This window comes from Alishewanella sp. HH-ZS, assembly GCF_001704375.1.
GTDB lineage: Bacteria > Pseudomonadota > Gammaproteobacteria > Enterobacterales > Alteromonadaceae > Alishewanella > Alishewanella aestuarii.
Genome location: NZ_LZEJ01000023.1, coordinates 26,190 through 52,500, shown reverse-complemented (window position 1 = coordinate 52,500; position 26,311 = coordinate 26,190). Strand labels below are relative to the sequence as shown.

Annotated in this window: 18 protein-coding genes, 3 tRNA genes and 3 rRNA genes (1 of these 24 running past the window's edge); 20 read left to right on the top strand and 4 right to left on the bottom strand. The window is 51.5% G+C overall.

Annotated features, from left to right (window positions below; genetic code table 11):
• The 12 genes from A9165_RS10550 to A9165_RS10495 all read left to right on the top strand — a co-directional run.
• A 16S ribosomal RNA gene (locus A9165_RS10550) occupies positions 1-168 on the top strand (it extends 1,368 nt beyond the left edge of the window).
• 245 nt (positions 169-413) lie between these two features.
• A tRNA-Ile gene (locus A9165_RS10545) sits at positions 414-490 on the top strand.
• A 236-nt stretch (positions 491-726) separates the two neighbouring features.
• Positions 727-802: transfer RNA gene (locus tag A9165_RS10540), tRNA-Ala, on the top strand.
• 233 nt (positions 803-1,035) lie between these two features.
• Positions 1,036-3,920: ribosomal RNA gene (locus A9165_RS10535) — 23S ribosomal RNA — on the top strand.
• Positions 3,921-4,004: 84 nt separating this feature from the next.
• A 5S ribosomal RNA gene (gene rrf, locus A9165_RS10530) occupies positions 4,005-4,118 on the top strand.
• The 16S, 23S and 5S rRNA genes sit together here with 2 tRNA genes alongside, the layout of an rRNA operon.
• 1,281 nt (positions 4,119-5,399) lie before the next feature.
• Positions 5,400-5,476 (top strand) — tRNA-Trp (locus tag A9165_RS10525).
• 9 nt (positions 5,477-5,485) lie between these two features.
• A complete protein-coding gene (locus A9165_RS10520) occupies positions 5,486-5,797 on the top strand; it encodes a hypothetical protein (RefSeq protein WP_065955836.1) in 312 nt (103 codons plus the stop codon).
• Positions 5,790-6,230 carry a ribosomal protein S18-alanine N-acetyltransferase gene (gene rimI / locus A9165_RS10515; RefSeq protein ID WP_065955835.1) on the top strand — a complete coding sequence of 147 codons (441 nt, stop codon included), beginning with the start codon at positions 5,790-5,792 and terminating at the stop codon, positions 6,228-6,230. Before A9165_RS10520 ends, rimI begins: the two co-directional genes overlap by 8 nt.
• Before the next feature lie 112 nt (positions 6,231-6,342).
• Positions 6,343-7,929, top strand: coding sequence for a peptide chain release factor 3 (gene prfC / locus A9165_RS10510; protein ID WP_065955865.1), 1,587 nt, complete (start codon positions 6,343-6,345; stop codon positions 7,927-7,929).
• An 11-nt stretch (positions 7,930-7,940) separates the two neighbouring features.
• Positions 7,941-9,680 (top strand): arginine--tRNA ligase, encoded by a 1,740-nt coding sequence (gene argS / locus A9165_RS10505; protein ID WP_065955834.1) that lies wholly within the window; start codon positions 7,941-7,943, stop codon positions 9,678-9,680.
• Between the two features lies 1 nt (position 9,681).
• Positions 9,682-10,320 (top strand): pyridoxamine 5'-phosphate oxidase, encoded by a 639-nt coding sequence (gene pdxH, locus A9165_RS10500; RefSeq protein WP_065955833.1) that lies wholly within the window; start codon positions 9,682-9,684, stop codon positions 10,318-10,320.
• Positions 10,321-10,381: 61 nt separating this feature from the next.
• Complete coding sequence (locus A9165_RS10495; protein WP_255365702.1) at positions 10,382-11,158, top strand: TatD family hydrolase; 777 nt, start codon at positions 10,382-10,384, stop codon at positions 11,156-11,158.
• 9 nt (positions 11,159-11,167) lie between these two features.
• On the opposite strand, the gene A9165_RS10490 is transcribed toward A9165_RS10495, so the two are convergent.
• Positions 11,168-11,779 (bottom strand): AhpA/YtjB family protein, encoded by a 612-nt coding sequence (locus A9165_RS10490; protein ID WP_255365701.1) that lies wholly within the window; start codon positions 11,777-11,779, stop codon positions 11,168-11,170.
• 203 nt (positions 11,780-11,982) lie between these two features.
• On the opposite strand from A9165_RS10490, the gene serB reads away from it, so the two are divergent.
• Both serB and A9165_RS10480 read left to right on the top strand, forming a co-directional pair.
• Positions 11,983-12,996 (top strand): phosphoserine phosphatase SerB, encoded by a 1,014-nt coding sequence (serB, locus tag A9165_RS10485; RefSeq protein WP_065955830.1) that lies wholly within the window; start codon positions 11,983-11,985, stop codon positions 12,994-12,996.
• Positions 12,993-13,898: an alpha/beta fold hydrolase gene (locus A9165_RS10480; protein WP_065955829.1), complete on the top strand. Its 906-nt coding sequence runs from the start codon at positions 12,993-12,995 to the stop codon at positions 13,896-13,898. The genes serB and A9165_RS10480 overlap by 4 nt, the downstream gene beginning before the upstream one ends.
• On the opposite strand, the gene A9165_RS10475 is transcribed toward A9165_RS10480, so the two are convergent.
• Positions 13,852-16,389, bottom strand: a complete 2,538-nt coding sequence (locus tag A9165_RS10475; RefSeq protein WP_065955828.1) for a PilZ domain-containing protein — start codon at positions 16,387-16,389, stop codon at positions 13,852-13,854. The genes A9165_RS10480 and A9165_RS10475 overlap by 47 nt on opposite strands.
• Positions 16,390-16,503: 114 nt before the next feature.
• Between A9165_RS10475 and radA the strand changes: the two genes are divergently transcribed.
• Positions 16,504-17,865 (top strand): DNA repair protein RadA, encoded by a 1,362-nt coding sequence (radA, locus tag A9165_RS10470; protein WP_008609816.1) that lies wholly within the window; start codon positions 16,504-16,506, stop codon positions 17,863-17,865.
• A 67-nt stretch (positions 17,866-17,932) separates the two neighbouring features.
• On the opposite strand, the gene A9165_RS10465 is transcribed toward radA, so the two are convergent.
• Positions 17,933-18,685, bottom strand: coding sequence for an outer membrane protein assembly factor BamD (locus A9165_RS10465; RefSeq protein WP_008609817.1), 753 nt, complete (start codon positions 18,683-18,685; stop codon positions 17,933-17,935).
• A 123-nt stretch (positions 18,686-18,808) separates the two neighbouring features.
• Between A9165_RS10465 and rluD the strand changes: the two genes are divergently transcribed.
• The 3 genes from rluD (at position 18,809) to clpB (ending at position 23,260) form a co-directional block, all read left to right on the top strand.
• Positions 18,809-19,783 (top strand): 23S rRNA pseudouridine(1911/1915/1917) synthase RluD, encoded by a 975-nt coding sequence (gene rluD / locus A9165_RS10460; protein ID WP_008609818.1) that lies wholly within the window; start codon positions 18,809-18,811, stop codon positions 19,781-19,783.
• A gap of 26 nt (positions 19,784-19,809) precedes the next feature.
• Positions 19,810-20,565, top strand: coding sequence for a peptidoglycan editing factor PgeF (gene pgeF, locus A9165_RS10455; protein ID WP_008609820.1), 756 nt, complete (start codon positions 19,810-19,812; stop codon positions 20,563-20,565).
• Positions 20,566-20,680: 115 nt separating this feature from the next.
• Positions 20,681-23,260: an ATP-dependent chaperone ClpB gene (clpB, locus tag A9165_RS10450; RefSeq protein ID WP_065955827.1), complete on the top strand. Its 2,580-nt coding sequence runs from the start codon at positions 20,681-20,683 to the stop codon at positions 23,258-23,260.
• Positions 23,261-23,279: 19 nt separating this feature from the next.
• On the opposite strand, the gene A9165_RS10445 is transcribed toward clpB, so the two are convergent.
• Positions 23,280-23,675 (bottom strand): DUF4124 domain-containing protein, encoded by a 396-nt coding sequence (locus tag A9165_RS10445; protein WP_008609824.1) that lies wholly within the window; start codon positions 23,673-23,675, stop codon positions 23,280-23,282.
• Between the two features lie 64 nt (positions 23,676-23,739).
• Between A9165_RS10445 and pssA the strand changes: the two genes are divergently transcribed.
• Together pssA and gshA are read left to right on the top strand one after the other, a co-directional pair.
• Positions 23,740-24,570 (top strand): CDP-diacylglycerol--serine O-phosphatidyltransferase, encoded by an 831-nt coding sequence (gene pssA, locus A9165_RS10440; RefSeq protein WP_065955826.1) that lies wholly within the window; start codon positions 23,740-23,742, stop codon positions 24,568-24,570.
• A 108-nt stretch (positions 24,571-24,678) separates the two neighbouring features.
• A complete protein-coding gene (gshA, locus tag A9165_RS10435) occupies positions 24,679-26,271 on the top strand; it encodes a glutamate--cysteine ligase (RefSeq protein WP_065955825.1) in 1,593 nt (530 codons plus the stop codon).
• Positions 26,272-26,311: the final 40 nt, after the last annotated feature.

Genomic DNA, 26,311 nt, shown 5'->3' with positions numbered 1-26,311 from the left:
ATACGTTCCCGGGCCTTGTACACACCGCCCGTCACACCATGGGAGTGGGTTGCAAAAGAAGTAGGTAGCTTAACCTTCGGGAGGGCGCTTACCACTTTGTGATTCATGACTGGGGTGAAGTCGTAACAAGGTAACCGTAGGGGAACCTGCGGTTGGATCACCTCCTTACCTATTAGAACGATTCATAAGTGTTCACACAGATGATTGATTGCATGAGATAGAGCAAACGGTTTTAACGTTAAATGTGAGTTTAACGCAGGATGTTTTGCTTAGTGCGAGCGGCGGAGTGAGCGAATGAGGGAGTGTACAGGTAGTACATGACCGAATAAGCGAGTGAGCAGCGAAGCAATAATTGATTGGAAGAGATAGAGCAAACGGTTTTAACGTTAAATGTGAGTTTAACGCTTTAAAATTGGTCTGTAGCTCAGGTGGTTAGAGCGCACCCCTGATAAGGGTGAGGTCGGTAGTTCGAGTCTACTCAGACCAACCAATTTCGCACCATGCGGCGTTATTTTAAAGCTCGTGTACCTAAGTACACTTCGCTTCAAAATGCCTTGCCTGGCACGAAATTACCAGAGAAGACTTAGAGCGAGAAGTTTAAGCTTAGGCGAGCCGACTGAGGAGTGAGCGAAGGAGTGTACATCAGGTACATGACTGAGTGAATGACGAACCAAGGCGACGCATAAGGTTAAAATGCGAAGCTATAAGTCAGACCAACCAATACATGGGGCTATAGCTCAGCTGGGAGAGCGCCTGCCTTGCACGCAGGAGGTCAGCGGTTCGATCCCGCTTAGCTCCACCATATATTGGTGTGTTGCAGTAGCGAGTAAGGAGTAGGTACCGTCCTTGGTGGTGTGTTCCGGCTCGGCCATCCACGGCCTCGCGTAAACGCTTTGCGAAGCAGTGCTTCGCACGAGACAGCGTTTACCCCGCTTAACTCCATCACTACTTGCGTGACACTGATAATGATTGCTCTGCAAATTCAAATATAAGCGCTTAGGTGTTTAAGCTTTTAAAGACATTTTGGGGTTGTATGGTTAAGTGACTAAGCGTACACGGTGGATGCCTTGGCAGTCAGAGGCGATGAAGGACGTACTAACCTGCGAAAAGCTATGGGGAGCCGGTAAGAGGCGCTGAACCGTAGATATCCGAATGGGGAAACCCAGTGAGTTTACTCACTATCCTTAACTGAATACATAGGTTAAGGAGGCAAACCGGGAGAACTGAAACATCTAAGTACCCCGAGGAAAAGAAATCAACCGAGATTCCGTCAGTAGCGGCGAGCGAACGCGGACTAGCCCTTAAGCTAGATTGGTGTTAGTGGAATCATCTGGAAAGCTGAGCGATACAGGGTGATAGCCCCGTACACGACAACACCTTTATAGTGAAAACGAGTAGGACGGGACACGTGGTATCCTGTTTGAAGATGGGGGGACCATCCTCCAAGGCTAAATACTCCTGACTGACCGATAGTGAACCAGTACCGTGAGGGAAAGGCGAAAAGAACCTCTGTAAGAGGAGTGAAATAGAACCTGAAACCGTGTACGTACAAGCAGTGGGAGCCCACTTTGTTGGGTGACTGCGTACCTTTTGTATAATGGGTCAGCGACTTACATTCTGTAGCGAGGTTAACCGAATAGGGGAGCCGTAGGGAAACCGAGTCTTAACTGGGCGAATAGTTGCAGGGTGTAGACCCGAAACCGGGCGATCTAGCCATGAGCAGGTTGAAGATTGGGTAACACTAATTGGAGGACCGAACCCACTACTGTTGAAAAAGTAGGGGATGACTTGTGGCTTGGAGTGAAAGGCTAATCAAGCTCGGAGATATCTGGTTCTCCTCGAAAGCTATTTAGGTAGCGCCTCGAGCGAATACCACCGGGGGTAGAGCACTGTTTGGGCTAGGGGGTCATCCCGACTTACCAACCCCATGCAAACTCCGAATACCGGTGAGTACTACTCGGGAGACACACGGCGGGTGCTAACGTCCGTCGTGAAAAGGGAAACAACCCAGACCGCCAGCTAAGGTCCCAAAGTGATGATTAAGTGGAAAACGATGTGGGAAGGCATAGACAGCTAGGAGGTTGGCTTAGAAGCAGCCATCCTTTAAAGAAAGCGTAATAGCTCACTAGTCGAGTCGGCCTGCGCGGAAGATGTAACGGGGCTAAAATCATCCACCGAAGCTGCGGATTCATCCTATGGATGAGTGGTAGAGGAGCGTTCTGTAAGCCTGCGAAGGTGTGCCGGGAGGCATGCTGGAGGTATCAGAAGTGCGAATGCTGACATGAGTAACGATAAGGGGAGTGAAAAACTTCCCCGCCGAAAGACCAAGGGTTCCTATCCCATGCTAATCAGGGTAGGGTGAGTCGGCCCCTAAGGCGAGGCTGAAAGGCGTAGTCGATGGGAAACGGGTTAATATTCCCGTACCGGCCAATACTGCGATGGGGGGACGGAGAAAGCTAGGCAAGCGCGGCGTTGGTAGTCCGCGTGAAAGTGCGTAGGTTGGAGAGGTAGGTAAATCCGCTTCTCTAAGACTGAGACACGAGACGAGTCACTACGGTGACGAAGTTGCTGACGCTCTGCTTCCAGGAAAAGCCTCTAAGCTTCAGGTATTGGTGACCGTACCCTAAACCGACACAGGTGGTCAGGTAGAGCATACCAAGGCGCTTGAGAGAACTCGGCTGAAGGAACTAGGCAAAATAGTACCGTAACTTCGGGAGAAGGTACGCTCTTGTGTGTGAAGGCCTTGCGCTGTAAGCATATGAGAGTCGCAGTGACCAGCTGGCTGCAACTGTTTATTAAAAACACAGCACTCTGCAAACACGTAAGTGGACGTATAGGGTGTGACACCTGCCCGGTGCCGGAAGGTTAATTGATGGGGTTAGCGCAAGCGAAGCTCTTGATCGAAGCCCCGGTAAACGGCGGCCGTAACTATAACGGTCCTAAGGTAGCGAAATTCCTTGTCGGGTAAGTTCCGACCTGCACGAATGGTGTAATGATGGCCAGGCTGTCTCCAGCCGAGACTCAGTGAAATTGAAATTGCGGTGAAGATGCCGTATACCCGCGGCTAGACGGAAAGACCCCGTGAACCTTTACTATAGCTTGGCACTGAACATTGACCCTACATGTGTAGGATAGGTGGGAGGCTTTGAAGCTGGGACGCTAGTCCTGGTGGAGCCGTCCTTGAAATACCACCCTTGTATGTTTGATGTTCTAACGTAGGTCCCTGGATCGGGATTGCGGACAGTGTCTGGTGGGTAGTTTGACTGGGGCGGTCTCCTCCTAAAGCGTAACGGAGGAGCACGAAGGTTGGCTAAGTACGGTCGGACATCGTACGGTTAGTGTAATGGTAGAAGCCAGCTTAACTGCGAGACAGACACGTCGAGCAGGTACGAAAGTAGGTCATAGTGATCCGGTGGTTCTGTATGGAAGGGCCATCGCTCAACGGATAAAAGGTACTCCGGGGATAACAGGCTGATACCGCCCAAGAGTTCATATCGACGGCGGTGTTTGGCACCTCGATGTCGGCTCATCACATCCTGGGGCTGAAGTCGGTCCCAAGGGTATGGCTGTTCGCCATTTAAAGTGGTACGCGAGCTGGGTTTAGAACGTCGTGAGACAGTTCGGTCCCTATCTGCCGTGGGCGTTGGATAATTGAGTGGAGTTGCTCCTAGTACGAGAGGACCGGAGTGAACGAACCGCTGGTGTTCGGGTTGTCATGCCAATGGCACTGCCCGGTAGCTATGTTCGGAACGGATAACCGCTGAAAGCATCTAAGCGGGAAGCCGGCCACAAGATGAGTTATCCCTTACCCCCTGAGGGTACTAAAGGGTCGTTGGAGACCACAACGTTGATAGGTGAGGTGTGGAAGCGCTGCGAGGCGTTGAGCTAACTCATACTAATTGCCCGAGAGGCTTAACCATACAACGCCCAAGATGTTTTAAAGAAAGTTTACAGTGTGCGAACTAGAAGCTTGCTAAGTTAAAGAACAGACAAACCAGTTATTGCCTGGTNCAATAGCGCTGTGGAACCACCTGACTCCATTCCGAACTCAGAAGTGAAACGCAGCTGCGACGATGGTAGTGTGGCATTCGCCATGCGAGAGTAGTACACCGCCAGGCACCTCATTCAATAGAAAAGCCCTACTCGAAAGAGTGGGGCTTTTTTATTGGCTGCTGTTCTGACGCGGTGTACTGCTCGAGCAGGGCGATACCATGCGACCAGTTCGTCAGGAACGAACTGGGACAGCTTTAGCTGGCCGCGAAGCGGCGAACCCCAGGGAGGGGGTGAGCAACTTAGTACAGTGAAGCCGGGAGACGCCAAGCCAACAGTTTGGCTTGGCGCCGGCTGAACGCCCCGAGCTCTGAGAGGGGCATGAAGGCACCTCATTCAAGCAAAAGGCCTACCCTATCGAGTGGGCTTTTTGCATTATCCGCTACGCGGGGGTACTACTCTCCCATGCCAGCCACAGCCCCTACCGGGTGTGGCATTGCGAAACACCTCCTGTGTTTCGCCCTTCGGGCCGTCGCTTCGCAACGTCCAAAAACGCTCCCGGCGTTTTTGTGCTCGCCCCATCCCTGTGGCTCGTCCCTGTGGGACCTGCCTGCGGCAGTCCAAAAACGCTCCCGGCGTTTTTGTCGCCATGCTACATCGCACTTCGATTACACAGCTTCTGTACAAAGCGCCAAACTAAACGAGTACACCACACCCAGACTCCGGTACGCCCGCCGTACCGGAGTCATTCTGCGATAGTGATAGACAAGATTAAGCCAAACGCCATCAAGGACTTATCACAGCGAGCGATATCCGCGCCATCAATGACACACCGCACTACGACCACGCACGCCCTGCACGAAGCGCCAAACTAGAAGATGACACCACACTCAGACTCCGGTACGCCCGCCGTACCGGAGTCATCCTGCGATAGTAATAAATACACGCAAGCGAGACAGCAAAGCAGACCAATAACAACGAGCCATAACCACGCCATCAATGACACACCACACTACGACCGAGCGGCTTCTGAACAAGGCGCCAAACTAAACGAGTATACGACACCCAGACTCCGGTACGCCCGCCGTACCGGAGTCATCCTGCGATAGTGATAAAGACATTCAAGCGAGACAATAAAGCAGACCAATAGCAACGAGCGATATCCGCGCCATCAATGACACATCGCACTACGACCAAGCCGCCTCTATCTGCAAAGCCAACCGAATTAATGCCAATACCTAACAACAGCGCTCTGGCAATCTAGTTAACCAGCATTGCAGCGATCTGAGCTGCATGCTAAGGTGCAGTTTAATCGCACATAATGTATGTTTTGTATGCACTTGAATAATGCTTTGCAGTTTTCTGCTTTACCTTTGTTGGCTTCTTTGTATAATGGCGACTCCAACGCTAGGGGCATAGTTCCAATTGGTAGAACAGCGGTCTCCAAAACCGATGGTTGGGGGTTCGAATCCCTCTGCCCCTGCCACTTCCTGATATGACAAATCTTAATTCGACCCAATTATTACTGTTACAGCAACTCGGTATTAAGCCTCTACAGCCGAAGCAGGGTTTTTTCGCTATGCCGGAAATGACTCTGCCACCAGCTGGTGAACGCTTGAGTGGTCAGCTAGTTGCTGATCTGGAAACCTGTCTGACGCTGACCTCTTTGCAAGGTTACCGCATAGCGGCGCAGCAGAATACGTTTAGCGTGCAGCACCAACAATTACTGCTCGATCCCCAGTTCCAATTTACTCCTCAACAAAAACGCGCGCTCTGGACACTGCTGGGTGATTATATCAATGACTGAGATCCGCCCGTTAGAGCCTAAACAGATAGCCGAGCTTTATCTGATTGAACAAGCTGCCAATCCTTATCCCTGGTCAGAGAAGGTATTTGCCTCTTGCTTTGGCGAGCGCTACTTTAGTTTTGGTATCTATCTGCAGGGACAATTACAGGGTTTCTATTTTGGCCAGCATATCGCTGTCGAAGCGCAACTGTTTAATATCTGTGTGCGGGTTGATGCGCAAGGGCAGGGGCTGGGGGCTCAGTTACTGCAGCATTTTATCGCTCAGTGCCAGCAACGTCAGGTGCTGGATGCCTGGCTCGAAGTGCGTGAATCAGCAAAGCATGCCATTCAGTTGTATCAAAAGTATGGTTTTATTGAAACCGGCCGCCGCGTCAACTATTACGTTAATGCCGCAGGTCGTGAAGCCGCCGTTTTAATGGCATTACCGCTGTAACATCTGCTTGCTGTTCAAGATGCTGTGAGTGAGCCGTTACGGCTGCTATAATAGCCGGCATTTACCAATACAGCTGCGACAAAAGTTCTCAGCGCTATTAGTTACGGAAATTATGACCAATCAAGCCTTTATTGCGGAAGTCGACAGCCGCAGAACCTTCGCTATTATCTCGCACCCGGATGCCGGTAAGACCACTATCACCGAAAAGGTGTTGTTATTCGGGCAACTTATTCAAAAAGCCGGTACCGTTAAAGGCAAAAAATCCGGCCAGTATGCCACCTCAGACTGGATGGAGATGGAAAAAGAGCGGGGCATCTCGGTTACTACCTCAGTGATGCAGTTTCCTTATAAAGACTGTCTGGTTAACCTGCTGGACACCCCCGGTCACGAGGATTTCTCGGAAGATACCTACCGCACCCTGACCGCCGTAGACTCTTGCTTGATGGTAATCGACGGCGCCAAAGGTGTTGAAGATCGGACCATCAAGCTGATGGAAGTTACCCGGCTACGCGATACACCTATTCTGACCTTTATGAATAAAATGGACCGGGATATCCGCGATCCGGTTGATTTGCTCGATGAAGTGGAAAGCGTATTGAAAATCGCCTGCGCCCCTATTACCTGGCCTATTGGTTCGGGTAAGGAATTTAAGGGCGTTTACCATATCCTACGCGATGAGGTGATTTTTTATAAGTCGGGTTTTGGCCATACCATTCAGGATGTCGATATCATCAAAGGTATTGATAATCCTGAGTTGGATCAACGTCTTGGCTATTTCGCGCAACAATTGCGGGACGAAATGGAGCTGGTGCAGGGCGCCAGTCATGAATTTGACCGCGAGTTATTTTTAAAAGGCGAGTTAACACCGGTATTCTTCGGTACGGCGCTGGGTAACTTTGGTGTCGATCATATGCTGGATGGCCTGACGGCTTGGGCGCCGGCACCCCAGGCGCGTGAAACCACCAGTCGTAAGGTTGAGCCAACAGAGAGCGGCTTTAGCGGTTTTGTATTTAAGATCCAGGCGAATATGGATCCGAAGCACCGCGACCGCGTCGCCTTCCTGCGTATCGTGTCGGGCAAGTATGAAAAAGGTATGAAAGTACGGCATGTCCGGATTGGTAAAGATATTTTGATCCCGCAGGCCTTAACCTTCCTTGCTGGCGACCGCGAGCATCTGGAAGAAGCCTATCCGGGTGATATTATCGGTTTGCATAACCATGGTACGATCAAAATTGGTGATACCTTTACCACTGGCGAAGATATGCAGTTTACCGGTATCCCGAACTTTGCCCCGGAATTGTTCCGCCGCATCCGGCTGCGTGATCCGCTGAAACAAAAGCAATTATTAAAAGGCCTGGTTCAGCTGTCAGAAGAAGGCGCAGTACAGGTGTTCCGGCCGCTGGATAATAACGATCTGATAGTCGGTGCCGTTGGCGTACTGCAGTTTGACGTGGTGGTGCATCGCTTAAAATCAGAATATAACGTTGATGCCTTGTACGAGAGCGTAAACGTCAGCACGGCGCGCTGGGTTTATTGCGATGATGCCAAAGCGCTGCAGGAATTCCAGAACAAAGCCAGCACTAACCTGGCATTGGATGGTGGCGATAACCTGACCTATATTGCACCGACCATGGTTAACCTTAACCTGGCGATGGAGCGTTATCCGAAGATCAAATTCTTCAAAACCCGTGAACACTAACAGGTTAAGTAATGAATATTAAACAGCTTTTAGCCAATAAAACTCAGGACGCCTTTATTAAGTTAGGCTTGCCGGCTGAGACCAATCCGGCGGTGACACAAAGCACTAGGCCGGAATTTGGTGACTACCAGATCAATGGCGCGATGAGCGCCGCTAAACAGTTAAAAACCAACCCACGCCAGTTGGCTGAGCAACTGGTTGCCTTGTTAGCCCTGGATGACCTGGCTAGCAAGGTTGAGATCGCGGGTCCTGGCTTTATTAATGTGACCTTAAAGCCTGAGTGGCTGGCCGGTGAATTAGCCCAAGCCGCCAGCGACGTCCGCCTGGGCGTCAGTGCGAATCCGCAACCGCAAACCGTAGTGGTGGATTACTCGGCACCAAACCTGGCGAAGGAAATGCACGTCGGTCATTTGCGTTCGACCATTATCGGCGATGCCGTGGTTCGTACCCTGGAGTTCTGGGGTGATAAGGTGATCCGGCAAAACCATATGGGGGATTGGGGCACCCAGTTCGGGATGCTGATCGCGCATCTGGAAGATAAGCTGGCTGAGGGCGTGGATCTGGAAAGCGTCGCGCTGGCCGATCTGGAGGAATTCTACCGTCAGGCAAAAAAGCGTTTTGATGATGAAGCCGGCTTTGCGGATAAATCCCGTGACTATGTGGTGAAACTGCAAAGCGGGGATGCACATTGTCAAAAACTGTGGCAACTCTTTATCGATACCTCGGTTAAGCACAGTAATGAAGTCTATCAGAAGCTAAATGTGACGCTGACCGATGCCGATATCAAACCGGAAAGCGCCTACAACCCGATGCTACAGCCGATTGTTGATCAACTGGTTGCAGCTGGCATTGCGGTTGAAGATCAGGGCGCGCTAGTAGTGTTTTTAAGCGAACTGGCCGATAAAGAAGGCAAACCATCGCCCTTTATCATTCAGAAAACCGGCGGTGGTTTCCTGTATGCCACTACTGATTTAGCTGCGTGTCAGTATCGTAGCCATCAGCTGGCGGCGGACCGGATTATTATCTTTACCGATGCCCGCCAGGCGCTGCATTTTAAACAGGTTGAACTGACGGCCCGTAAAGCAGGTTTATTGCGCGCCGACACCGCTTACGATCATTGCCCCTTTGGCACCATGATGGGCGAAGATGGTAAGCCATTTAAAACCCGTACCGGCGGCACTGTTAAGCTGGCTGAACTGCTGGAAGAGGCAGTAGTGCGGGCGGATGCGGTGGTGCGGGAAAAGTCCAGCGAGCTGTCGGAGCAAGAGATCGCCGAGATCGCACGTAAAGTGGGGATTGGCGCGGTGAAATTTGCCGATCTGTCGAAGAACCGCACCAGTGACTATATCTTTAGCTGGGATGCGATGCTGGCTTTTGAAGGCGCCACGGCGCCTTATCTGCAATACGCGTACACCCGGGTGCGCAGCATTTTGCGTAAAGCTGAGGTTGCAGACAGCTTCCAAGCGCCTATCGTACTGACCGCAGAGCAGGAAAGGCTGCTGGCGGTGAAAATCCTGCGCTTTGAAGAAACGCTGCAGCAGGTGATGAAGGATGCCCAGCCGAATTTACTTTGTAGCTACCTGTACGAGCTGGCCAGTTTGTTTATGACCTTCTATGAAGCCTGCCCAATCCTGAAAGATGGTGTTGATCCTGCTGAGCGGGATAGCCGTTTAATGCTCAGTATTATCAGTGCCCGCCTGCTGGCCAAGGGTTTGGACCTGCTGGGTATTGAGGTGATGGAGCGTATGTAAGATGAAAATTGATGATATTCGCCGTAGTTACACCAAAGATAAGCTGGATGCGGATAATTTAGCCGCTGATCCGATAGTGCAATTTGAGCAATGGCTAAAAGATGCGATTGCTGCTGAATTGCCGGATCCGACGGCAATGTGTGTCGCGACGGTGGATGCATCAGGCCAGCCGTCGCAACGGCTGGTGCTGTTAAAAGACGTCAACAGCAGTGGTTTTACCTTTTATACTAACCTTGGCAGCCGTAAAGCCTCTGAGCTGGCGGTTAATCCGAAGGTCAGTCTGCACTTTCCCTGGCATCCACTGGAGCGCCAGGTGATTGTTTACGGCACCGCCGAGCGTGTACCCAGTAGTCAGGTGGTAAAATACTTTCTGTCACGACCCAAAGAAAGTCAGCTGGCGGCCTGGGCCTCAGAACAAAGCCGGCCGATTTCGACCCGGCATGCCCTGATGCAAAAGTTTGCCGAGATCAAACATAAGTTTGAGCATGGCGAAGTGCCGTTACCCTCGTTTTGGGGCGGTTTTTTGGTGAAGCCGTCGAAAATAGAATTCTGGCAGGGGGGCGAACACCGCTTACACGATCGCTTTATGTATCAGCGTCAGGCAGATGGCAGTTGGCAAATTGAGCGGCTTTGTCCTTAATTAAGCCATGGCCTCATTTAGCTCTGCAACAATTAACCCAAGCCGCCTGCCATCAGGCGGCTTGGCGCTTTTTGATACCCACTGTCACCTCGACTTACCACAACTGGCGCCACGGCAGCAGGAGCATTGGCAGCAGGCACAGCTAGTCGGTGTCAGAGCACTGCTGATCCCGGCGGTCTCGGCTGCAGCCTGGCCTGACTTACTGCAATTACGCGCCACAGAACCGGCTTGGCAAATTGCGCTGGGGATACATCCCTGGTGGGCGGCGCAGCATAGCTTGCAGCAGGTGACACAGCTGGCTGACTTACTGGAACAGCACCGCGGGCAGGTAGCTGCAGTAGGTGAAATTGGCCTTGATTTTGCGCTCGATAGCGACACCTTCGAGCTGCAGCAGCAGCTATTTAGTGCCCAACTGACGTTGGCTAACCGTCTGGATCTGCCGGTGATCCTGCATCATCGCAAAAGTCAGGTGCAGCTGCTGGCTGAGTTAAAACGGCAACGTTTTGCCGCTGGTGGCATTCTGCATGCGTTTTCGGGTAGCTATGCGCAGGGGATGACCTTTATCGAGCAAGGTTTTAAACTGGGTATCGGTGGCACTATCACTTACGAGCGTGCCGAGAAAACCCGTAAAGCGGTATCAAGGCTGCCGCTTGCGGCCTTAGTGTTAGAGACGGATGCACCGGCAATGCCGCTGTCTGGCTTTCAGGGGCAAACCAATACGCCGGCACAATTACGACGGGTGTTTGAAAGCTTATGTAATTTGCGGCCAGAGCCACCAGAGCATCTTGCTGCGGCGCTATGGCAGAATAGCCTGACAGTGCTGAGATTAAGCCGCTGAGGCGGTAACTCAGGTTTGCTGCTTGACCGGCAGCTTACGATAGCGGCTGATCAGACGGTAAAAGCTGCGTTTTAACAACATGCCGATGGCGGCAGTTAATAAAAACAGTCCCAGCATCTGCTGCATTAGTTGCTGCCAGAAGTCATAGCCCGGGAACAGGTTTTTATCATGTAGCAGGCTCACCTTAATGTAGCCGAGCAATTGTTGATTAACCCTTATTTCCTCTACCATTGGGATCAAGGGTAACGCCTGATCCGGGCTATACAGTAAACGCGCCGGCGTATTAGCTTCAGACCAGCTCAGGCGCACACCGTTGGCATCGTAAACCACCACATCATGCAAAAACGGATTTTCTGCAATATGTTGTGTCAGTTGCTGCAAGCCTTCCAGCTGATCATTTTCCAGTAAGTAGCCGGCAGTATGAGACAGCGCGCTCAGTGTCTCACGCATCAGCAGCTGGTTTTGCTGTTGTAGTACCTGCTGTCCTTCCGCCCGGGCACTACTCCAGCTGTGCAGAATAAACCAGATCCCAAGTACAGCCAGCGCCAGCTGTAGCAACGTAATAACACTTGAAGAAGGGTTAGCGGATAAGCTATGGTGCTGCATATTTCTTAACGACAATACCGGTTCGCCTGAATAGGCGCTAGGATGCCATGCCTGTTGCTCCAAGTACAGAAAAGTAAAGATATGTACAGATAAGCACAGATACGTACAGATCTAACCATTTTGTCTGCTTAGGCGAATGGTTGTCACAGCGCAATAGCTAAAGCTCAGACGATACAGCACAGATAATAAAGTACAGACAGTAAAATACAGGATTTAACTTGAACTCATCAGTACAGCCCAATCCGTTCAATGATCTCGCGCCACTGCAGTTAGTTACAGCCTATGGTGGGCAGTGTCACCTTAACTGGCATGCCGGTCAGTTTAGCGAGGTGAAAGTCGCTGCGCCTAAACCCGAATTGCCGGTACTGCTTTGTTTTGGCCGTGACTTCAGTTGGGAACTACTTAGCACCCTGGCGCAGGCACTCGCCTTACCATCAGGTATCTTCACGCTTAGCCTGAGTAAACCGCATCCGGCGCTGCCGGCAGCACTGCGGTTACACCTGCCTTTGACTTATCAGCCTACGCCGGCGTTACTCAGTCGTTTAGCCCTTGATCACGACTGTCAGCTGGTTTATCTGGCGCAGCAGCCGACGTTACGCAAACCCGGCTTGCTGGTGATGGACATGGATTCCACGGCGATTGAAATCGAATGTATCGATGAAATTGCCGCTTTGGCGGGTGTCGGCGAGCAAGTGGCTGCGATTACGGCCCGCGCAATGAACGGCGAGCTGGATTTTGCGCAAAGTCTGTTAGCGCGGGTTAAGGCGTTAGCCGGTGCGCCAGAGTCGGTATTAGCCGCTGTATTACAAACACTGCCGTTAATGCCGGGCTTAACGGAGTTGGTGCAGCAACTTAGACAGCATCAGTGGCAGCTTGCCATTGCCTCCGGGGGTTTTACCTATTTTACCGAGGCGCTACAGCAGCGGCTTGGCCTGAGTGCGACCTTTGCTAACCAGCTGGAAATCGTTGACGGTAAATTAACCGGCCGGGTACTTGGCAATATTGTTGATGCGAAACGCAAAGCTGAAGTTGTGACTGAACTGGCGCAGCGTTATCAGATAGCGCCATCGCAGACCGTTGCTATTGGTGATGGCGCCAATGATTTACCGATGTTGGCCGAGGCTGCGCTAGGTGTCGCTTTTCATGCTAAGCCGAAGGTGCAGGCGGCGGCAAACGCGGCGATTACTACAGGTTCCTTATTACAACTGCTGTATCTGTTGGATTGTCCGTGAACCATCAGCAAAGCTCGCTGTTTCTTGAGCTGCCTCCTTACCGCTTGCATCTGCGGCAGCTACAGCCGGTAGCGACGCCTCTGGCGCCGGTATTATATCTGCACGGTGCGATAGAGAATGGCCGGATTTTTTACAGCCAGAACGGTAAAGGCCTGGCTTGCTTTCTGGCGGAGCAGGGGTTTATTGGCTACGCCGCTGACTTTGCTGGTCGGGGCTTATCACAGCCGAGCTTAGCTGAAGGCTTGCAGCAGGATCAACAACAAATGATTTGCCGGGATATACCGGCGCTACTGAATTACGTTTACCAGCAACATCAGCAGAAAGTCATTCTGATTTGCCACTCCTGGGCCGGCGTGCTGGCAGCGGCCAGTCTGGCGCGATTTCCTGAGCTGGCGGACAAAGTGCTGGCTAAGGTCTGTTTTGGTACCAAAAGAGTGATTAGTGTGAACAGCCTGGCGCGAAAATTAAAAATCGACCTTTGCTGGAACACCCTGGCGCCCTGGCTGGGGCAACGCTATGGTTATGTGCCCGCTAAACGCTGGCGTTTTGGTGCTGACGATGAACCCACGCAATTCCTGTGTGATACGGTACGCTGGATCAAGGGCGCTCCCTTTGTTGATTGTAGTGATGGTTTTGACTATCAGGCAGCCTGTCAGCAACTAAACTGGCCGCCGCTGTGGCATTTTGCTGCGGAACATGACCAACTGCTCGGCCATCCGCAGGATGTGCAGGCTTTTATGCACGAAGCTGCTCAGTCAGAGGGGCGCTATACCTTACTAAGCCGCGCGAATGGCTATCAGCACCCTTATGATCATATTTCGATGCTGACTGCCGCGGCTGCTAAAGCAGAACATTTTACAGAGTTGGTAAACTGGCTTGTTCAGTTAGTGACTGCAGAATAAACTGTCGCTGCAGTTCCTGCTGCTGTGCAGCTTCCGGCTGCAAGCGGTTAACCAGTTCAGATGAAATATCAAAACCTTCAATTACGCCCTCGACATGCCAGAGTTCTTCTTCCAGCACCCTGGCTTTATGAATGGCATAAATACTGATGTAATTCAGCTCCCTGGCCAAATACTCCGGATCCATTTTACCTGCACGGATCAGTGAGCAACGGAACCCTAACAACGTATGTGCCGAGAGTGCATCGACAAGGTGCTGCTTCAGCTCCGCCGCCGAATTAAATTCAAAGTCAAAGTCGCTACTTAGTTGCAAGCTACCGTCGTCGTTTTGTTGCACTGTCAGATAGAGTTCGTAATGAAACGGTGGATCCTGTCGTTTCATCTGCTTTAGCTTTTCGGCTAATTTTAGCTCCAGGAGTGGATGTTTCGTCAGGACACTCAGTGGCGCGGATGCGGGCTGTTGCTGTGGCAATTGCAACAAGGCCTGTAATTGATTGCCTTTGTTCCCGCAACCCACAACGGCGATATCGTGCCGCAGCCCATAGCGATGGACATAGAGTACCAGCGATTTGCAGCTTTGCAGATACATATTGCGCAAGGCTTCGGATAGACCAGGATATTTTGGGGTTTCCTGCGCTACGGTCAGTTTGCTGCGATTACTTTGGATCAGCTGGCTAAAAAATTGTCGGCCCAGATGTGATTCCGTCTTAGCGGCTTTTAGATTGATAATAGTCCGGTTTTTACTCACCGCCATCACTTCGTAAGGCAGGGCACTGAGCTGATATTTGCTGGTAATTTTTTGCAGATCAGGTAAATCCACCAGTAATACTTCGCCTTTTTTAAAATCGACCGCTATTTCTGTTTCCAGCTGCAAGCCTCCGGCAGAGAAGTCGCGACTGTAAGCGGGTATCGGGGTGTCATCCACTCTGGTGCGCAGTAAAACCTGAGTTTTATACAGGTAACGTGATTCACTGCGTAAATTGACATAGTGAACCGGTATCGCTTCACAGGTGACAACTTTGCCGGCCTTGCTCAGGCCAAATTGATTGAGAGCGGCCAGCTTAGTGCTGTCAAAGCGATACGCGGCGTAATAATGCCGCTGCGAGGCACTACTGATATCCGCCAGCGTAATCATATAACGCACATCTCTTAGCATACTGGCTACCAGTGGGGAGGGTTGGACTAACCCATGCTCTCCCGGCAAAGCAAATTTGCTGGTCGCATCCTCTGCCGCCACAGACATTAAACTTAACTGAAATACCCGCCAGCTCGGTTTACCAGCACCGAAGCCCCAGAACATCTGCCGCAGCTCGCTGGAAGCTGCCAGTTCACTGGCTAATGCCGTATAAAAATACAATTTTCCCTTAGCGGCATGGGTAAAGCAGTATAGGGTTGCGCTGCGCTCACTATTATTCAGCAGCTGTTTGAGTCTGCGGGCATTCAGTACCTGACCCAGTACCGATTGTTGTTGCTCGTCGATAAAATAGTGCCAGATACTTCTGCTATAGTCGCTGGTCAATGCAAAGCGACTGGCCAGGCTGCCCTCGGCAACGGTCAGGAAAACCGGCAGGCCTTGTAGCCGGGGCAGGTAGTATTGCTCATAGCCTTTGGTCAGGGCGCCGTCGAGAATATTGTCCAGATTCAGCTTATAACGTCTTTTATTGCCCTGAATAAAGCTATGTAGAAACTGATTGAATGCCGGATTTCTCTCCGGCTCCAGACGTTTCAGGCGCCAATAGGCATGTTTATCCTGCTCTTTGATCTCAAGGATTTGATATTGCAAAGTATCCACCAAATCCAGTGCATATTCGCGCTCTAGCCCGGTCAGCGCGAGCCGGACCACATCGCCGGCCATTGCGGTTTTCCCGAACGGTACTTTCAAGCGGCAACCCGATACTGACAGGTCGGTGGTCATAGCGGTGCTATTACCATCGGGGTGTTTTATCTCCACCTCAATGCTAAAGTTCATCCGCTCCTCTGCCCGGCTAATGTAGTGTCCGAAGCGGATAAACCGATGCGCTGAGGGTGCTGCATTATCCTCTGGCGTGGTAAAGGACTCGGCAGGCGAGGGCTCAGGCAACTGAGGACCTTTGCGCAGGTTCTGTAGTGTATGGCGAATATGCTCGTCAGTTTCTTTCCGATGTCTGACCCGGTAATTATTGTCAGCATTCATTACTTCTTCATAAACGCCGACCGTATACTTACCGTAAGCTTCCAGGCCCTGCTCAAAGATTTGCCGCGCCTGATCATCCAGATAATGGGTTTTGCCCCGATATTCGTAAGGCTTTACATCTCCGTCCACATGACCACGCAAATCGATGTAGTAGTTGCAGGGCTGGGCCAGACGTCTGAGTTCCATTCGCAGCAGAAATTGCTTGGATTTGGGTAAACCATTGGTCACCGAAGCAAAAGTCTGCTCAAACTCGCTCAAGTCCAGCATGCCGCGAAGTCTGGTGATAATACCCTGATATGCCTGAAGGTCTGTTGACGTCATAATCTGATGATTCAGTTGCCAAAAATATGGCAGCGTCCGGTTATAATAAGGTTAAACTAGCTTAATAAGTTTTAAAAGCAATATCCGTGCCTTCCAATAATTCCTGGAGTAAGAATGGCAAAAAGTAAAACGGCATATGTGTGTAATGAATGTGGTGCTGACTTTATGCGCTGGCAGGGGCAGTGTACTGAATGCGGTGCCTGGAATAGTATCAGCGAAGTCCGGTTGGGCGCCGTGAAAGCTGGTAGCAGTCGGCTGGGTGGTTATGCCGGCGCGACAGTGGCCCGTGTGATGCGACTGGATGAGGTCGACTTGCAGGATGTACCACGTTTTAGCTCTGGCTTTGCTGAGTTTGACCGGGTACTGGGTGGCGGCATAGTACCGGGCTCTGCGATCCTGATCGGCGGTCACCCCGGTGCCGGAAAAAGTACTTTGTTACTGCAAATTATGTGCGGCCTGGCCGCACAGGGCGGCGCACTGTATGTGACGGGGGAAGAATCGTTGCAGCAGGTTGCGATGCGGGCACAGCGCCTGGGATTGCCGATGTCTGAATTGAAAATGTTGGCTGAAACGAACGTCGAAACTATCTGTCAGCTGGCGCAGCAGGAAAAGCCGCGCATTATGGTGATTGACTCAATTCAGGTGATGCATCTGGCTGATATTCAGTCGGCACCGGGCAGTGTGTCACAGGTCAGGGAAAGCGCGGCGTATTTAACCCGCTTCGCCAAGCAGCATCATATCGCTATTATCATGGTCGGGCATGTAACCAAAGATGGATCTCTGGCCGGGCCTAAGGTATTAGAGCATTGTATCGATTGCTCAGTGATGCTGGATGGTGACGCTGACAATCGCTACCGCACCTTGCGCGGCAATAAAAACCGCTTTGGTCCGGTCAATGAGTTAGGGGTGTTTGCCATGACTGGCCAGGGGATGAAGGAGGTAAAGAATCCTTCCGCGATCTTTCTGACCCGTGGTAAGGAAGATCAATCCGGCAGTATCGTCATGGTGCTATGGGAGGGTACCCGACCGCTTTTAGTAGAAATTCAAGGGTTGGTTGACTATTCGCCACTGAATAATCCACGACGGGTGACACTGGGGATGGAGCAAAACCGGATTGCGATGTTACTGGCAGTGATGCACCGCCATGCCGGGATCCAGATGGCGGACCAGGATGTGTTTGTTAACGTTGTCGGTGGGGTCAAGGTTAATGAAACCAGCGCTGATTTAGCGACCTTACTGGCGTTAGTCTCCAGCTTTCGGGATAAGCCATTACCGAATGATTTAGTGGTATTTGGTGAAGTGGGATTAGCAGGTGAGATCCGGCCGGTGCCCAGTGGTCAGGAACGACTGAAAGAGGCCGCGAAGCATGGTTTTAAACGGGCGATAGTGCCGCTGGCTAATCAACCGAAGGAACCTATTGCCGGGATGGAAGTGGTCGCTGTGGCACGCCTGGCTGAGGCCTTGGAAGCGCTATAAAGCAAAACGCCTCTGCGTAGGCAGAGGCGCTTGTATTGAGGGTATTACTTAGTGTAATTACCTGAGCTTAGCGGAAGCGGCGATTCTGTGGAAAGTTAAGCCGTAATACCTGCTCGGTGTCACTTCTGAGCTTATCCAGCCCTAATTTATCGTAACTTTCTACCATAATCTCCAGAGCCTGCTCTACCAGCGGAGAGTCACGGTAAAACTCAACAACATATTTACCCCGGTTGGCGGCCGCGAGAAAGGCACCGCGGCGCAGGTAGTAATCTGCTACCAGTAACTCGTGCCGGGCCAGCTTATCTTTAATCGCAACCATCCGCGCCCGGGCTTCGGCAGCATACTTACTTCCCGGATAGTTAGTTAACAGGATACGAAAATCATCAAACGCCTGCCGGGTGCTGGCCAGATCGCGATCGGCACGGTCAATGCCAAAAAATTCCTGAAAGGCGTTTTCATCTGCCTTCAGGTTGGTTAAACCGCGCATATAATATACATAGTCCAAATCCGGTTGATTCGGATTCAACCGGATAAAACGGTCAATGGTTGCCAGCGCTTGCGGCAGATTGCCAGCCTGGTGATAGGCATAAATTAAATCCAGCTGTACTTGCCGGGCCAAGGGGCCGAACGGATGGCGGCTTTCAACCCCTTTTAACAGTTCAATAGCGCGGTTATAAAGGCCTGCATCCAGTACATCCTTGGCTTGCTGATACATCGCTTGCGCCGTTTGATTGGAGGTAACTTGTGCTTCTTTAGGTTTTCCGGCACAGGCGGTGAGGGTCACAGCTAACAGGGCTATCAGAATAAATTTTAGTTTCATGTAAAAATCCGTTACTACTTCGGCTAAATGGCTGTCTAGTCCGGCGTAAAATCGTTAAAATACCCGCTCATGCGATTCTACCCCAGATATCGCGGGGTTGCACACAGGATAACTGCTTCCGTTATGACAAAACAGCTAAAACTTTCAGAAATCGTACCTGAGCACCTTTTTGGTAAGCGCTTAGATCAGGTTCTGGCCGAAATGTTCCCCGATTATTCGCGTTCGCGGATAAAAGAGTGGATCCTGGCCAATAGCGTGCAGGTAAACGGTGAGCCTTGTGCCACTCCGCGGCAGAAAATGTTGGGTGGGGAGCAAATCGATATTCAGGCTGAATTGCCGGAAGAAGAACGTTTTGACGCCGAGCCGATCGCCCTGGATATCGTGTTTGAAGACGAACATATTCTGGTGATCAATAAGCCTGCCGGTCTGGTGGTGCACCCGGGAGCAGGCAATCAGGACGGTACCTTACTCAATGCCTTGTTACATCACTGCCCGAGTATTGCAGAAGTTCCCCGTGCCGGTATAGTTCACCGGCTGGATAAAGACACTACCGGCCTGATGGTCATCGCGAAAACGATACCAGCGCAAACGCATCTGGTCGAGGCGATGCAAGCGCGGGAAATTACCCGTGAATATGAAGCGGTCTGTTACGGCACTATGACCGGCGGCGGGACGGTAAAACAGCCGATCGGCCGGCACCAGACCAAAAGAACCCTGATGGCAGTTAATGAAAATGGTAAACCGGCTGTTACCCACTATAGAGTGATGGAAAAGTACCGGGCGCATACCCGCCTGCGACTGCGGCTGGAAACCGGCCGGACGCATCAGATCCGCGTACATATGACCTTTATCAGCCATCCTCTGGTTGGCGATCCGGTATATGGTGGCCGGCCCAGACCGCCACGCCAGGCCAGCGAACAGTTATTGCAGTTAATGCGTAATTTTAAACGCCAGGCGCTGCATGCCATTATGCTTAAACTGGCGCACCCGATAACCGGCCAGTTGCTGGAGTGGCATGCGCCATTGCCGGACGATATGGTGGCACTGAATGCCGCTTTAAAAGCCGATACCCAGTTACACGGTATGGACTTTGTGTAAGTCAAAGTATGGACCTGATTAACGTTATGCGCCCTGATCTGCCATCTGAGTTACTTTACCCTGACTGGCCGGCGCCAGCCGGTGTTAAAGCTTTTAGTTCAACCCGGCTTGGCGGGGTATCCGGCGGACAATACGCCAGTTTGAACCTTGGTGGGCATGTTGGGGATGATGCTGTCAACGTCAGTGCTAATCGCCAGCGTTTTGCACAACTGGCCCGGCTGCCGGCAGCTCCGACATGGATGAATCAGGTGCATGGCAATCAGGTGCTAACTTTACCGCTGCACTCGCCTGAGCCATTACCGACTGCAGACGCCAGCTACAGCAGACAGCCACGACAGGTTTGTCTGGTGATGACAGCAGACTGTTTGCCGTTGTTAATTTGTAACACAGCCGGCACCGAAGTCGCCGCGGTGCATGCTGGTTGGCGTGGTCTTGCTGGCGGGGTGATTGAACAAAGCCTGCAGCATTTTCAGGCTCCGGCAGCAGAGTTATTGGTTTGGCTCGGGCCGGCAATTGGGCCGGCGGCTTTTGAAGTTGGCGCTGAGGTGCGTCAGGCCTTTGTGGCGATGATGCCAGAGGCTGAAGCCGCTTTTACCGGCTCAGCTGGCGGCAAGTATCTGGCAGATATCTATGCGTTGGCCCGTTTGCGGCTGCAGCGTGCCGGAGTCAGAGCCATCTATGGTGCAGAGTATTGCACCTTTACTGACTCAGCACGTTTTTTCTCCTACCGGCGTGATGGTCAAACCGGCCGCCAGGCCAGCGCTATCTGGTTAGAACCCTGAGGTAGACGCGCTAAGTTGATGCAAGTCAATTTTTTGACGTTCGCTGCTTGAAAAATCCACAACAGCGCCCAATCTTATTACACATCATAGTTAGGGTAAGAGCGGGAGCCTGCCAATGCGTTTAGATAAATTCACCAGTAAGTTTCAGGAAGCCATTGCCGATGCGCAATCGCTGGCACTGGGGCGTGATCAACAGTTTATCGAGCCGGTACATATCATGTTTGCCTTACTGAATCAGGAAGGCGGCACCGTACGCGAATTATTAAATAAGCTGGCGGTAAACTTTAATGAACTGCGCTCAAAAGTCAGCCAGGCGATAGAGCGTCTGCCAAGAGTAGAAGGTGATGCCGGTAGCTTACAGTTATCAGCAGCCACAGCTCAGCTGTTACAACAATGCGATAAGCTGGCGCAAAAGCGTAAAGATCAGTTTATCTCCAGTGAGCTGTTTGTGTTGGCCGCGACTGAGGATAAATCAGAGCTGGGCCGCATTCTGCAGTTATTGGGGATAAATAAAGACAAGGTCAGTGCTGCGATAGAGCAAATCCGTGCTGGTCAGAAGGTGGATGATGCCAATGCGGAAGATACCCGTCAGGCGCTGAGCAAATATACCATTGATCTGACAGCCAGAGCAGAGTCCGGCAAGCTGGATCCGGTGATTGGCAGGGATGAAGAAATTCGCCGCTGCGTGCAGGTATTACAACGACGCACTAAAAATAACCCGGTATTGATTGGTGAACCCGGTGTCGGTAAAACCGCCATCGTAGAGGGTTTAGCGCAGCGCATTGTTAATAAAGAAGTTCCTGAAGGCTTAAAAGATAAGCGGGTATTATCACTGGATATGGGCGCGCTGCTGGCAGGGGCCAAATATCGCGGTGAGTTTGAAGAGCGGTTAAAAGCAGTACTGAACGAAGTTGCCAAAGAAGAAGGCCAGATCATCCTGTTTATTGACGAAATTCATACCATGGTTGGCGCTGGTAAGGCTGATGGTGCTATGGATGCCGGCAATATGCTAAAGCCAGCGCTGGCACGCGGTGAGTTGCACTGTCTTGGTGCCACCACCCTGGATGAATATCGCAAATATATTGAAAAAGACGCTGCGCTGGAGCGGCGTTTCCAGAAAGTTTTGGTGGAGGAGCCAACGGTTGAGGATACCATCGCGATTCTGCGCGGTTTAAAAGAGCGTTACGAGCTGCACCATGCGGTAGAGATCACCGATCCGGCGATCGTCGCGGCAGCAACACTGTCACACCGCTATATCAGTGATCGGCAGTTACCGGATAAAGCCATTGATTTAATTGATGAAGCGGCTTCCAGTATCCGGATGCAGATGGATTCCAAACCAGAAGAGTTAGACCGCTTAGAGCGGCGTATTATCCAGTTGAAATTGGAGGATAATGCCTTAGCAAAAGAAACCGACGATGCCAGTAAAAAGCGTCGCGATAGTATTCGCGAGCAAATTGACGAGCTGGAGCAACGATACAACGAGCTGGATGAGGTATGGGAATCCGAAAAGGCGGCATTGCAGGGCACCCAGTATATTAAGGCCGATCTGGAGCAAGCCCGCTTGGATTTGGAAGTCGCACGGCGGGCAAGTGATCTGCAACGGATGTCTGAGTTGCAGTATGGCCGCATTCCAGAGCTGGAGAAAAAGCTGGACTTAGCCTCGCAGGCGGAAATGCAGGAAATGACGCTGTTGCGGCATAAGGTGACCGATCAGGAAATTGCGGATGTGGTGTCAAAATCCACCGGCATTCCGGTCAGTAAAATGCTGGAAGGCGAGCGTGACAAATTGCTGCGGATGGAAGAGGCCTTGCACGATAAGGTGGTAGGGCAACATGAGGCGGTCAGTGCGGTGGCAAATGCAATCCGCCGTTCGCGGGCCGGTCTGTCTGATCCGAATAAACCCATTGGTTCTTTCTTATTCCTCGGGCCAACCGGGGTAGGGAAAACGGAGTTGACTAAGGCGTTAGCGCAATTCCTGTTTGACAGCCCGGATGCGATGGTGCGGATCGATATGTCGGAGTTTATGGAGAAACATGCGGTGTCCCGCTTGGTTGGCGCACCGCCGGGCTATGTTGGTTATGAAGAAGGCGGTTATCTGACCGAAGCCGTCAGACGGAAGCCTTACTCAGTGATCCTGCTGGACGAGGTTGAAAAAGCTCATCCTGATGTCTTTAACATCTTATTGCAGGTGTTGGACGATGGTCGTCTGACCGATGGTCAGGGACGGACGGTGGATTTTAAAAACGCCGTGATCATCATGACCTCGAATCTGGGATCAGATCTGATCCAGGAGCATTATCGCGAGTACAGCTACGCCGAAATGAAAACCATGCTAATGGATGTGCTAAGCAGGCAGTTCCGGCCGGAGTTTTTAAACCGCTTGGATGAGTCGGTGGTATTCCATCCGCTGGATGATCGGCAAATTAAACAAATTGCCAGTATTCAGTTGCAGCGGTTGCGGCAACGCTTGCAGCAACGTGACTTCCAATTGGAAGTCAGTGATGCGGCGTTGGAGAAACTGGCAGAGGTTGGCTTTGACACCTTATATGGTGCAAGGCCACTAAAACGGGCGATTCAGCAGTATCTGGAGAACCCACTGGCACAGGCGTTATTACAAGGCAACTTTTTGCCGGGTAGCACGATAGTGGTTGACCACGATGGTCAGCAGTTTAGGGTGCAGAGCCGGCATTAGCGTCAGCGAAGCAGCCCGGCTAAGGTGTGGCCGGGCAGCGTCTTTTGATCTCAAAGTTCGCCAGGAGGATCTGCTGCTGGCGCTCTTCTGCTGTCAGTAAGCGCACTGCCTCCTGGTTGGCTTCTTTGGTAAAGAGTTCCTGTTCACTATTTAACAGCGTTAGCTGATCGCGGGCTTGTTGACACAACACCGGATCCAGCACTGCGCCTGAACTTACGCCTTGTGCGACGGCGGTGACGGCAGAAGAACCACTACCGACCTTAATCGTGACTAACTGATATTCTCCCTCAGCGGGCGGCTGTTGTGAGAAATGGATCACACCCTTTGCGTCCTGCCAGCTGTAAACCGTTTGCGCGATGGTCAGCGGAGCAAGGCATAACAGGGTGCCGAGAAAGATGTACTTCACTTTTGCCATGGTTCTATCCATGTTATGTTATGTCCCTTATAATCAGTGTAATCGTTATTTTAGAAGTTGCCTTATGACAGAATTAAAAAACAGTGATACTAGTCCGCGTAAAGGGATCTATCTGTTACCTAACCTGCTGACAACCGCCGGGCTTTTTTCGGGTTTCTTTGCCATCGTATCATCAATGAACGGTCGTTTTGAAGCCGCTGCTGTGGCGATTTTTATCGCAATGATCTTCGATGGCCTGGATGGCCGCGTAGCGCGTTTAACCAATACCCAAAGTGAATTTGGGGCACAATACGACAGCATGTCTGATTTACTGGCCTTTGGTGTGGCACCGGCGTTAGTTGCTTATAATTGGGCGCTGGCAGATCTTGGCAAGTTCGGCTGGTTGGCGGCCTTTATTTATGTTGCCTGTGCCGCGTTACGCTTGGCACGCTTTAACGCCAATCTGGGCGTAACAGATGGCCGTTTCTTTCAGGGCTTAGCCAGTCCGGCGGCGGCTGCCCTGGTGGCCGGTATGGTTTGGAACGGTGCCAGTTTTGAGATTGATGGTGATAAGTACGGCTATCTGGTCGGTTTACTGACTATCACCGCTGGCTTTTTGATGGTCAGTAATTTCCGCTACAACTCGTTTAAAAACCTGAACTGGCGCGATCGGGTGTCCTTTCTGACGATCTTGCTGGTAGTGCTGGTCTTTGTGGTTATCGCTGCACGGCCGGCGCAAATGTTATTTATCATTTTCTTTGCTTATGCCTGCTCGGGACCCATTACGACCTTTCGTAGCGTACGCAAACTTAAACTGGAGCATGTGGTGGGCGATTCTGAAGATGCTGATTTTCTGGATGAGACAACCGCTAACGCGGAGAGCGCCAAACCCGAAAAAACTGACGCCGGCAACTGATCCTGCTACCAGGCTCACAGCGTTATACCCAATTTTGTGTTCCACCTCTTGATATCAGCTTGGCGTTCCCCAATCATTGGGGAACGCCATTCTTAGTAAGGAATCATCTTGAGCGCTAGCATCACCGCAGTTTTGTCGTCGCTGCAACAGCAGGGACTACAGCAGAGTATCCTTGGTATTAAGCGTGGGATCGAGCGCGAGACCTTACGCGTTAATCAGGATGGCAGTCTGGCACAAAGCGCCCATGCCAGTGCGCTGGGTTCTGCCCTGACACACCCCTGGATCACCACCGATTTTTCAGAATCACTGCTCGAGTTTATTACCTCTGCCGGTGAGGACATTGAACAAACTCTGGCGCAACTGGCGGATATTCATCGCTTTACGTTACGACAACTGGGTGATGAACGGTTATGGCCGGCCAGTATGCCCTGTTTTATTACCGATCAGCACCAGATCCCGTTAGCACAGTACGGAAAGTCGAATGTCGGGAAGATGAAAACTCTGTACCGGCAAGGACTGAAAAACCGTTACGGCAGCATGATGCAGGCCATCAGTGGCGTGCATTTTAATTTCTCGTTACCGCAAAGCTTCTGGCAAGCGTATCAGCAGTTGTTACAGGACGACGCGACGCTGCAAGATTTTGTCTCGGCACAGTATCTGTCATTGATCCGCAATTACAAGCGTGTTGCCTGGCTTATTGTCTACTTGTTTGGCGCCTCGCCGGCGATGTGTCAGTCCTTTTTAGAAGGCCGTCAGTCGCGTTATGCGTTCCAGAAACTGGGTAAGGGTTCGCTTTACCTGCCTTATGCGACCTCGCTGCGGATGAGTGATTTAGGTTATACCAACAGCGCTCAATCCAGTTTAAATATTACTTATAATAGTTTGCCGGAATATATCAGTGGTTTGCATGCGGCTGTAACCCAGCCCTCTGCCGAGTATCAGAGCATTGGTGTCAAGGTGGATGGTGTTTTTCAGCAGCTGAATAGTAATGTGCTGCAGATTGAGAACGAGTTTTACTCGACTATTCGTCCTAAGCGCACCACCGAATCGGGCGAGCGGCCGACCTGTGCCCTGGCCAAGCGGGGCGTGGAATATATCGAAGTACGGGCGCTGGATGTCAATCCGTTCAGTAGTATTGGTATTAGTGCTGAACAAATGCGTTTTCTCGATGTGTTCCTACTGTACTGTTTACTGGAGCAAAGCCCGCCGTTATCAGCTGCCGAGCAGCAGGTTACTGAGCAGAACCTGAAAAAGGTGGTGACTGATGGCCGGCGCACAAATCTGGAGCTGTTGCAGGATGGTCAGCCACGCCTGATGCAGGATTGGGCTGAACAACTGTTTGCCGATATGATGCCAATAGCCAAATGGCTGGATCAGGCGTATCAGACCGACCGCTATCAGGCGGCAATGCGCCAGTATTACTTGAGCTTATTAGATCCAGCACAAACACCGTCTGGTAAAATCCTCAACCATCTGCTGAGCGCCCGGCAGGACAATGGTCCCTACATGCGGCAGTTGGCAGAAAGCTATCGTAGCCAGCTACTGGCAGAGCCATATCAGTATTACAGCGAACAGGATTTTGTTGCGGCGGCTGCGCAATCTTTAATACGCCAGCAGCAAATCGAAGCGGCTGATACCCTGAGTTTTGAACAGTATCTGGCAGACTATTTCCGTGAAGTGCCGGCTTGTACCGGCGAATAGCAGATAAAAAAACGGCTACCAGGTGGTAGCCGTAAAGGAG

Bases quoted from the DNA above. Each gene is read 5' to 3' on its own strand.
- A9165_RS10475 (WP_065955828.1), bottom strand. From the start codon at position 16,389: ATGACGTCAACAGACCTTCAGGCATATCAGGGTATTATCACCAGACTT.
- pgeF (WP_008609820.1), top strand. From the start codon at position 19,810: ATGCGCCCTGATCTGCCATCTGAGTTACTTTACCCTGACTGGCCGGCG.
- pdxH (WP_065955833.1), top strand. From the start codon at position 9,682: ATGAAAATTGATGATATTCGCCGTAGTTACACCAAAGATAAGCTGGAT.
- pssA (WP_065955826.1), top strand. From the start codon at position 23,740: ATGACAGAATTAAAAAACAGTGATACTAGTCCGCGTAAAGGGATCTAT.
- radA (WP_008609816.1), top strand. From the start codon at position 16,504: ATGGCAAAAAGTAAAACGGCATATGTGTGTAATGAATGTGGTGCTGAC.
- A9165_RS10445 (WP_008609824.1), bottom strand. From the start codon at position 23,675: ATGGCAAAAGTGAAGTACATCTTTCTCGGCACCCTGTTATGCCTTGCT.
- rluD (WP_008609818.1), top strand. From the start codon at position 18,809: ATGACAAAACAGCTAAAACTTTCAGAAATCGTACCTGAGCACCTTTTT.
- argS (WP_065955834.1), top strand. From the start codon at position 7,941: ATGAATATTAAACAGCTTTTAGCCAATAAAACTCAGGACGCCTTTATT.
- prfC (WP_065955865.1), top strand. From the start codon at position 6,343: ATGACCAATCAAGCCTTTATTGCGGAAGTCGACAGCCGCAGAACCTTC.
- A9165_RS10520 (WP_065955836.1), top strand. From the start codon at position 5,486: ATGACAAATCTTAATTCGACCCAATTATTACTGTTACAGCAACTCGGT.
- rimI (WP_065955835.1), top strand. From the start codon at position 5,790: ATGACTGAGATCCGCCCGTTAGAGCCTAAACAGATAGCCGAGCTTTAT.
- A9165_RS10465 (WP_008609817.1), bottom strand. From the start codon at position 18,685: ATGAAACTAAAATTTATTCTGATAGCCCTGTTAGCTGTGACCCTCACC.
- clpB (WP_065955827.1), top strand. From the start codon at position 20,681: ATGCGTTTAGATAAATTCACCAGTAAGTTTCAGGAAGCCATTGCCGAT.